This is a genomic window from Streptomyces sp. NPDC006294, assembly GCF_042870895.1.
GTDB lineage: Bacteria > Actinomycetota > Actinomycetes > Streptomycetales > Streptomycetaceae > Streptomyces.
In genome coordinates this window covers 1-8,580 of the sequence record NZ_JBIAHV010000020.1, presented here as the reverse complement: position 1 = coordinate 8,580, position 8,580 = coordinate 1, and the positions used below count along the sequence as shown (strand labels likewise).

The following is an 8,580-nucleotide window of genomic DNA, read 5'->3' as shown; positions in this document are numbered from 1 at the left end:
CCGGCCTCCGACGCCCGCTGCGGATCGTTGGCAAAGTTGCCACCGCTTTCGTGACCGCCCTTCCGGCCGGCCTCCGACGCCCGCTGCGGATCGTTCGCGAAGTTCCCGCCGCTCTCGTGACCGCCCTTCCGGCCGGCCTCGGAGGCCCGCTGCGGATCGTCGGCGAAGTTACCGGAGTTGTTGGACGCAGCCATGACTGCTCCTTTCCCTCGGGTTGTTGTGGGGGTCTCTTACGACACCGCGAGTGCCCATGGCGAGATGCCCCAATCAGCACGCTCCCGACGTTTTACTGACTATTGGTCACAGACATTGCCGGATCAGGCGGTTGGGTATCTCCAAATGCACTCCCTGTGCCCGGAGTTGCCGACGCGGACGGCGTTCGAGCGACGTACGACCCGTATACGTCGCGTCAGGCGAGGACCGAGTTCACCTGGACACGCCTCGGCGGCTCGCCGACCAACGCGACCCCTCGCCGGCAGGAACCTCGCCGGACCCCCGCTCTGGTCTCGGTGGGCGAAGGCCACGTTCCTGTGCGCAGATGGAGGGACGTCGGCCCGTGCGCGATCACTTCCGGCCACCGACTCGCCCACCCCATCCGATCGCCCGATTGACATGCAGCCGGATGGGTGCCTATCGTTTTATGCAACTGATTGGCTGCATGTCGGAGGGTCGCTATGGACGAGGTCTTCAAGGCGCTGGCCGACGCCGGCCGCAGGAGGCTGCTGGACAGCCTCAACGCCCGCAACGGCCAGACTCTGCGGGAGCTGTGCTCGGAACTGGACATGGCCCGCCAGTCGGTCAGCAAGCACCTGGCTCAGCTGGAGGTGGCCAACCTGGTCACCACCGTCCGGCGGGGCCGGGAGAAGCTGCACTACCTCAACGCCGAGCCGATCAACGCCATCGCCGAGCGCTGGATGAGCCGCTACGACCGGGAGCGGGCACACGCACTCACCGAGCTGAAACAGACACTGGAGAGCACCGCCATGGACAGCAACGCGTTCGTCTACACCACCTACATCAGGACCACGCCCGAGAAACTCTGGCAGGGCCTGACCGACCCGGCGTTCACCCGTCGCTACTGGGGCATGGAGTTCGCGACCGACTGGCGGACCGGATCGCCCATGACCTGGGAAGGCCAGGGCGTCAAGTCCGTCGACCCGGAGCAGGTGGTCCTCGAATCCGAGCCCTACCGGCGGCTCACCTACACCTGGCACACCTTCACCCCGCAGTGGGCGGAGGCGGCCAACGTGGACGACGAGACCCTCGCCAGGATCTCCGCCGAGCGGAGGTCGAAGGTCACGTTCGACCTCGAGCCCCACGGTGAGACGGTGAAGCTCACCGTCGTCCACGACGGTTTCGACCCCGGCAGCACCGTCCGGGACATGGTCCAGGAAGGCTGGCCGGCCCTCCTCTCGAGCCTCAAGACCCTCCTGGAGACCGGCGACACACTTTCCGAGCCCGAGCCCGAGCCCACGGACCGGACCGGCTGAACGGCACGACCGGGGCCGCGACTTGGGATGCGACCAGGGCCGCGACCTGGGCCGCGACTGGGGCTCAGTACGCGGGACCGGCGCCCGTCTGTTCCTGCGGGTCCTCCTGCGGGGGCCGCTCGGTGGCCTGCCTCGCGAGTTCGGCCCGGATGGCGTCCGGGCCGAGCGTCAGCAGTTCGCCGATCTCCCGGTTCCATCCATCGGCCGCCTCCTGCACCGCGGACCGGAAGCCCCGGCGCACCCGGCGCCGGGCGACCACAAGGGCGACAGCGACGACGGGCCGCAACAGCCACCGCCCGCGCACGGTGACCGCGACGTCCACCTGCCACCGGCCCCTCTCGGCCCGGCGGGGCCGCAGATCCAGCCGCGCCTCGCACAGGCGGTGCTTCAGCCGTACCGTCGCCGGGGTGGGCGCCGCCGACGGGGCCCCGGGCGCGAGCTGGACCGCCGCCCACCACGCGGCCAGATCGAGTCGGGCCTCTCCCGACCCCCGGCGCAGCGGGCCCGAACCCTCCGGCCCCCGCACCTGCCCGTCGGCCTCCAGCAGCAGCGGCTGGCCGGGGCTGTGCAGCCGCAGAACCGTCCGCGCCGTCATGCCATCGGACAGCAGCAGTTGTTCCACGGCGATCGCGTCACCGCGCCGCCACTCGCGTACGAGCACCGTCTGCTTGTCCGTGGCTCCGTCCTCAAAGAGCTCGTACCGAGCACCGGGGTGCAGATGCCGCCCCTCGACCAGCCGCACGTCCACGACCGGCCGCCCGTCCTCCAGCACGATCTCCTCCCCGCGCTCCCGGGTGGATTCGGCGAAATCGAGGATCAGCCCGGCGAGCTCCTCGATCCAGTGCGGCTCCAGTGCGACGACGGTGACGGAGTGCCGCAGCACGGTCATGCGGCCCAACCCCCGGTGACGGTACCGACGGACCGCGCCGACCGCCTCTGCACAACGCCCACTGTTCCCTGTCCCCCGCCCTCGATCGCCCCGCCCACTCGGACAGGCGTGCCGCAAACGTACCGCCGAGGGCCCCTACCGCGCAGTCAGCCGGGCCAGGAGCGGCGGTGGACGACGGTGGCGCCGGCGCGGTCGACCGCCCCCATCGCCATGCCGACGGGCTTGTGGACGGCCTTGGAGGTCTTCATCGTCCGCACCGCTTCCTGTACAGGAGCACGGTGACGACGGCGGCCGCCGCCAGAGCGGCGAGCATCAGGCCGCGGTGCTCGTTCGCCGCCGTGGCCGCGTGTGCGGTCTTCTCGCGTACCGGTTCGGGCGTCTTGTCGCGTGCCGTTCGCAGCGCATGCGCCGTTGTGTCGTGGACCTGGTGCTTGGCCTCCGCGGCCTTCCGCCGGGTCTGCGCCCTGGTCTCGGACGCCTTCTGCTGGGCCTGGGCCTTGACGTCCGCCTTGGCGGCGAGCGCCTCGACCGTGTGCGCGAGCTCTTCGCGGGTGGCGCGAGCCTGCTCGCGCAGCTCGTCGGGGGTGGGGTCGTGTCCGCGCGGGGCGTTGTCGGTCATCGGTGTGCGCTCTCCTTGATCTGGGCGATGTCGGCCTTGACGTTGTCGACCGCCTGTTGGGGCGCGGGCGGGGCGCCCTCCTTGATCTGCTTCCTGCCGGCGACGGCGAGCACCCCGGCGACCACGAACAGCACGGCCATGACCACGAGGGCGGACAGCCACAGCGGCCATACGAGAGCGAGTGCGATGACGGCGGTCGCGACGAGGGCCTGCAGTCCGAGGAAGGCGACGAGTCCGGCGGCGCCGAACAGGCCCCCGCCCAAGCCGAACCGCCTGCCCTTCTGCTTCATCTCCGCCTGCGCCAGGCGCATTTCCTGGCGCACCAGCCGGGAGATCTGGTCGGACGCCTGTTTGACCAGCTCCCCCACCGAGTCGTCCCGGTGAGGGGCCGTGGTTCCTGGTGACCTGTCCATGCTTTCCCGTCCTCCTCTGCCGAAGTCCCTTGGTGGCACGGGGCGCCGGCGCGACGTGGGCGCGCCCCGCCCGTCCGGTCAGCCCGCGCTACGGTCCGCGGGACCCGGATCGGTGCCGGGACCGGTGCGGCCCATGGCCCTGCGGTCCTCTTCGCTCCACTTCCGGGTGTCCCGGGGCTCGACGTACGGCTCCTCCAGGCGCGGGTGCCCGCCGATGATGGCCCGTTCCCTGGCCATCTCGGCGTCGAACTCCAGGCCCAGCAGGACCGCGAGGTTGGTGATCCACAGCCAGACCAGGAAGATGATGACGCCGGCCAGGGTGCCGTAGGTCTTGTTGTACGAACCGAAGTTGGCCACGTAGAACGCGAAGCCGGCGGAGGCCACCAGCCAGATCAGCAGGGCCAGGAAGCTGCCCAGGGACACGAACTTGAAGCCGCGGCCCTTCGCGTTGGGCGCCGCCCAGTAGAGGAGCGCCAGCATGATCGTCACCAGCAGCACCAGTACGGGCCACTTGGCGATCGACCACACCGTCAGGGCGGTGTCGCCGATGCCGAGGGCGGTGCCGAGCTGGCGGGCGAGGCCGCCGGTGAGGACCACGATCAGCGCGCTCACGGTGGCAAGGATCATCAGCGCCAGGGTCAGACCGACGCGGACCGGAAGCACTTTCCACACGGGCCTGCCCTCGGGCAGGTCGTAGACGGCGTTGGAGGTCCGGATGAACGCCGCGACGTAGCCGGACGCCGACCAGAGGGCGCCCAGCAGGCCGACGATCGCAAGGATGGAGCCGACGCCCGCGCTGCCCTGCAACTGGTTCACCGCGTTGGTGAGCACGTCGCGGGCCGCGCCGGGGGCGAGTTTCTGGATGTTGTCCAGGACGGTCTGCGTGGCCGAACTGCCGGCGATCCCGAGCAGTGAGATCAGCACCAGCAGGGCCGGGAACAGCGCGAGAATGCCGTAGTACGTGAGGCCCGCCGCCCGGTCGGTCAGCTCGTCCTGCTTGAACTCCTTGAGCGTGCGCTTCAGGACCGCCGGCCAGGACGCCTTGCCCACCGCCGCGGGGCTGTCGGGCGTGTCGCGGCCGGCCCGCCGGCCGGGTCCGGAGTCCCGCTCGCCGCGGCCTGCCCGGCGCGCGTCGTCTTCGTGCTCACCGCTGTGTTCGCTGCTGTATTCACTGGACATGCCGGCCGAGTAACCGGCATGGTCCGGCCTACGCCCAGTTTCGCCCGATTTCATTCCGACGGAGCAGCCTTGTCCGCCAGCCCGAGCAGGATCGCGCGCATTCTCGCGATCCCGCCCGGGTGACCGGTGTGCACCGCCCCGGCCGGGCAGGGGGCGTCAGGCGTACGCAGGCTGCCCCGGTCCCGGCACGTTCCGGAAGCGGAACGGCTCCGGCTCCCGGCCCGCCTGGACGAACCAGCACTCCCCTGCGGCGTCGCCGGTGACGATGCGCAGGACCGTGTCGGCGACGACCTTGGCCGGGATGACGGGCATGCCCTGCTCGGAGAGCATGCCGCGCAGCGGGTCGATGATGCGCGACTCCGCGTAACCCGGGCAGATCGCGTTGAACCGGATGCCCTCGGGGGCCAGCGCCGGCCCGAGCGAACGGGCGAGACCGACGACGGCGTGCTTGTTCGCCCCGTACAGCGGGTCGAGCGGTACCGAGGCCAGACCCGCCAGGGACGCGGTCGCCACGATCGCCCCGCCGCCACGTGCCCGCAGCGCCGGCAGGACCGCGTGGGCGCCGAAGACGACACCGTCGAGATTGGCGCCCATGGCGCGGCGGTACCGTGCCAGGTCGAAGTCGTCGCCGACGCCGCAGCCCGTCGACACGCCCGCGTTCAGGAAGGCGATGTCGACACCGCCGTGGCGCTCGACGGCGAAGTCCACCAGTGCGCGGTTCGCGTCGAGGTCGGAGACGTCGCAGGGCCGGAAGCTGCCGCCGACCATGTCGGCCACCTCACGGCCGCCGTCCACGTCGAGGTCGGCGACGACGACCTCGGCCCCGGCCGCCGCCAGCGCCAGCGCGGTGGCCCGGCCCAGCCCACTGGCGCCGCCCGTGACGATCGCGACCTTGCCGTGCAGCGGCGCCGCTTCCTGGGCGCTCGTGGCGGCCGCGCCCCCGGCGCTCACGCCAGCTCCAGCACGAGCTTGCCGACGTTCTCGCCGCGGAAGAGCATCTGCAGCGTCTCGGGGAAGTCGTCCACCGAGCCCTTCACCACATGCTCCTTGACCTTGAGCCGGCCCTCGCCGATCCAGCCGGCGATCTCCTGCCCGGCCTGCGCGTAGCGCTTGGCGTAGTCGAAGACCACGAAGCCCTCCATGCGGGCGCGGCGCACCAGCAGTGTCATGTAGTTCGACGGGCCCTTGACCGGGGTCGAGTTGTTGTACTGGCTGATCGCGCCGCAGATCACGACGCGGGCGTTCATGGCCAGCCGGGTGAGCGCGGCGTCGAGGATGTCCCCTCCGACGTTGTCGAAGTAGACGTCGATGCCGTCGGGAGTGTGCTCGCGCAGTGCGCGCTTCACATCGCCGGCCCGGTAGTCGATCGCCGCGTCGAAGCCCAGCTCCTCGGTGAGCAGCCTGCACTTCTCGGGTCCGCCGGCGATGCCGACGACACGGCAGCCCTTCACCTTGGCGATCTGGCCGACGATGGTGCCGACGGCGCCGGCCGCGCCGGAGACGACGACGGTCTCGCCCTCCTTGAGGGCGCCGACGTCCAGCAGTCCGAAGTACGCGGTCATGCCGGGCATGCCGAGGGCGCCGAGGTAGGTCGACGGCGGTGCGAGCGAGGTGTCGATCTTCAGCGCGCCCCTGCCGTCGGAGACGACGTGCTCCTGGACGCCGAAGGTGCCCACCACGTGGTCCCCGGGCTGGAAGTCGGGGTGGTGGGAGGCGGTCACCTCGACGACCGACCCGGCGCGCATCACGTCACCGAGACCGACGGGCGGGAGGTAGGACGGCCGGTCGTCGAGCCAGCCGCGCATCGCGGGGTCCAGCGAGATGACGCGCGTCCTGCCCGCGAACTGGCCGGGACCGGGCGCCTCCGCGGGTGCGGAGACGTGTTCCCAGTCCTCTGGTTTCACATCACCCACGGGGCGGGCTGCCAGGCGGATCTGGCGGTTGGTCGCAGACATGAGGCCTCCTGTCGTCCATGAACCCCTTGACCATACCGACCAGTAGGTACGTCTGTGCCCGTGAGGTGCGTCACACCCTCCCGGTGCGGGCCGGCACGGCCCTGACCGCGGCCGGCCGAGCGTTACGAGGCAGGCGCGGCGTCGGGGTCACGGTCGCGCTCGGGACGGGGCTCGTGGGCGGTCCCGGGGCCGGGCCGCGGCTTCGGATCCGCCTCGCGCTCGGGCGCGGCCTCGTCGGCGGAGCGGGGCTCGGTGTCCGCCTCGGCGTCGGCGGGAGCCTGGCTCGCAACAGCGGGGCGCCGGCGGCGGAGCAGTACGCCCCCGGCCAGCAGCGCGGCGAGGAAGACGCCGACGGCCACGGGCCCGACGGCGCCCAGGGCGTCCGCGAGGGCCCGCTGGATCGCGCCGGCGACCTCGATGACCGGGTCCTCGGTGACGGGATCGCGCTGGGCGCGGATCTCGTACCAGCCGTAGTAGGCGACATACGCGCCGACGAGGAGGAGCAGCCCACCGCCGACACGGGAGGCGAGGGAGCCGAGGCGGCGCAGGCCGGCGACCCGGGCGGTGCGGGTGAGCGCGACGGACAGCGCGGCGGCGCCGACGACCAGGCCCATCCCGGCCGCGTACGCGGTGAAGAGGGTGATGCCGTCGACGGTGGAGCCGCTGCGGAAGGCGGAGACGACGATCGCGAGGAACGGGGCGATGGTGCACCCGAGGGAGGCGACGGCGTAGGCGGCGCCGAACAGGGCCATCGACGGCGCGGAGCGGCTGACGTTCGGGGCGCGGCGCAGTTTGGGGAGCAGGGCGGGCAGGTCGCGGCCGGCCACCAGCCAGGCGCCGGCCAGGGCGAGCAGGAGTCCGAAGGCGATGGTGAACCACGGCAGATGCTGCTGCACCTGGCCCGCGACAGGGGCGATGGCGAGCCCGAAGAGGGCGAAGACGGCGGCGAACCCGGCGGTCATGGCGGCGGTGGCCGCGAGCGCGCGGGTGACGGCGGCCGCCCGGGTGGGGGAATCGTCGCCGAGGACGAGCAGGGACAGATACGCCGGGAGCAGCGCGAAGCCGCAGGGGTTGACCGCGGCGAGCATGCCCGCGGTCAGCGCGAGAGCGAGGGGCAGATCGGTCATTCCGGATCAGCCGACGAGCGGGCGGACTTTGTCGGCGAGACCCTTGCCGCCGGGGAGGCTGCCGGTGAAGACCGTCTTGCCGTCCTTGTCCAGGATCACGTAGACGCTCTGCTCGGTGATCGCGAACTTCTTCCAGATGTCGCCGTCCTCGTCGGACAGGTTCGGGAACGCGCCGACCTTCGTGTCGGCGACGAAGTCCTTCATGGCCTGCGGCTTGTCCAGGCCGGCCACCCCGACCACGTTCGCCTTGCCGTCGAACTCGGCGGCGACCTCGGCGGTTTCGGGCCCCTGTCCCTTGCAGGTGGGGCACCAGGGGGCCCAGAACCACAGCACGGCGGGCTTGCCCGCCAGCGTCGCCGCGTCGAAGGGCCGGCCGTCGACGGTCGTTCCGGTGAACCGCAGCGTGTCGGGGACCGCTGTCGCGTCGGACCCGGCCTGTGCCGGCGCGGAGGCGTCGGGCGACGCGGCACCGGCGGTCCCGGCCGTGGCGGACTTCTCGGTGTCGCCGCCAGCGGCGGGCTCCTCGGTGCCGCAGCCGGCGAGGGCGAGCGCGGTGGTGGCCAGCACGGCGGGGAGGAACAGGCGGGCACGCAGCATGGTAAGGACAGCTCCTGTGGTCGGGATCGGCTAAACTCTAGGCCGCGCGGCGGCCGTTGCGGGGCACGAAGGTGCTTACGGTTCCATGACGTCAGCCCGCTCTACCTTCTTGATCGGGTTGATCGAGCCATTCGTAGGGTGGGGTCGCCCAGGGGTGCTGGGTGTGGCTATCAGCCCGCTGCCGTCTCGTGGCTCACCAGGCTTCGCCGCCCGGCGCCCTACGACGACTCGGCCGCCGATTAGGAAGTGCGAACCAGTCGCTGTGTAGAGCAATGCCGGCGAGGTCGTCCGTGGCACAAAGAGGTACGAAC

At 71.6% G+C, this 8,580-nt stretch carries 10 protein-coding genes; 1 reads left to right on the top strand and 9 read right to left on the bottom strand.

What is annotated here, in order from left to right; all coding sequences use genetic code 11:
• Positions 1-194, bottom strand: a 194-nt coding sequence (locus ACFYOP_RS28875; RefSeq protein ID WP_356896770.1) for a general stress protein, incomplete at its 3' end; no start/stop codon positions are given.
• 480 nt (positions 195-674) lie between these two features.
• Here ACFYOP_RS28875 and ACFYOP_RS28870 point away from each other — a divergent pair.
• Positions 675-1,490 (top strand): metalloregulator ArsR/SmtB family transcription factor, encoded by an 816-nt coding sequence (locus ACFYOP_RS28870; RefSeq protein ID WP_356896772.1) that lies wholly within the window; start codon positions 675-677, stop codon positions 1,488-1,490.
• A gap of 64 nt (positions 1,491-1,554) precedes the next feature.
• Here ACFYOP_RS28870 and ACFYOP_RS28865 read toward each other — a convergent pair whose 3' ends face one another.
• The 8 genes from ACFYOP_RS28865 to ACFYOP_RS28830 all read right to left on the bottom strand — a co-directional run bounded on the left by ACFYOP_RS28865 (position 1,555) and on the right by ACFYOP_RS28830 (position 8,269).
• The gene (locus ACFYOP_RS28865) at positions 1,555-2,379 is read right to left on the bottom strand and encodes a hypothetical protein (RefSeq protein WP_356896774.1); all 825 of its coding nucleotides are present in this window, start codon (positions 2,377-2,379) and stop codon (positions 1,555-1,557) included.
• 244 nt (positions 2,380-2,623) lie between these two features.
• Positions 2,624-2,998 (bottom strand): DUF3618 domain-containing protein, encoded by a 375-nt coding sequence (locus ACFYOP_RS28860; protein ID WP_356896776.1) that lies wholly within the window; start codon positions 2,996-2,998, stop codon positions 2,624-2,626.
• Positions 2,995-3,411 (bottom strand): phage holin family protein, encoded by a 417-nt coding sequence (locus ACFYOP_RS28855; RefSeq protein ID WP_356896778.1) that lies wholly within the window; start codon positions 3,409-3,411, stop codon positions 2,995-2,997. Before ACFYOP_RS28855 ends, ACFYOP_RS28860 begins: the two co-directional genes overlap by 4 nt.
• Positions 3,412-3,489: 78 nt before the next feature.
• Positions 3,490-4,590, bottom strand: a complete 1,101-nt coding sequence (locus ACFYOP_RS28850) for a YihY/virulence factor BrkB family protein (RefSeq protein WP_356896780.1) — start codon at positions 4,588-4,590, stop codon at positions 3,490-3,492.
• A gap of 156 nt (positions 4,591-4,746) precedes the next feature.
• Positions 4,747-5,541, bottom strand: a complete 795-nt coding sequence (locus tag ACFYOP_RS28845; RefSeq protein WP_356896782.1) for an SDR family NAD(P)-dependent oxidoreductase — start codon at positions 5,539-5,541, stop codon at positions 4,747-4,749.
• Complete coding sequence (locus ACFYOP_RS28840; RefSeq protein WP_356896784.1) at positions 5,538-6,545, bottom strand: NADP-dependent oxidoreductase; 1,008 nt, start codon at positions 6,543-6,545, stop codon at positions 5,538-5,540. The genes ACFYOP_RS28845 and ACFYOP_RS28840 overlap by 4 nt, the downstream gene beginning before the upstream one ends.
• A 122-nt stretch (positions 6,546-6,667) precedes the next feature.
• Positions 6,668-7,672 carry a cytochrome c biogenesis protein CcdA gene (locus ACFYOP_RS28835; protein WP_356896786.1) on the bottom strand — a complete coding sequence of 335 codons (1,005 nt, stop codon included), beginning with the start codon at positions 7,670-7,672 and terminating at the stop codon, positions 6,668-6,670.
• 6 nt (positions 7,673-7,678) lie between these two features.
• Positions 7,679-8,269: a redoxin domain-containing protein gene (locus ACFYOP_RS28830; protein WP_356896788.1), complete on the bottom strand. Its 591-nt coding sequence runs from the start codon at positions 8,267-8,269 to the stop codon at positions 7,679-7,681.
• Between the last annotated feature and the right edge of the window lie 311 nt (positions 8,270-8,580).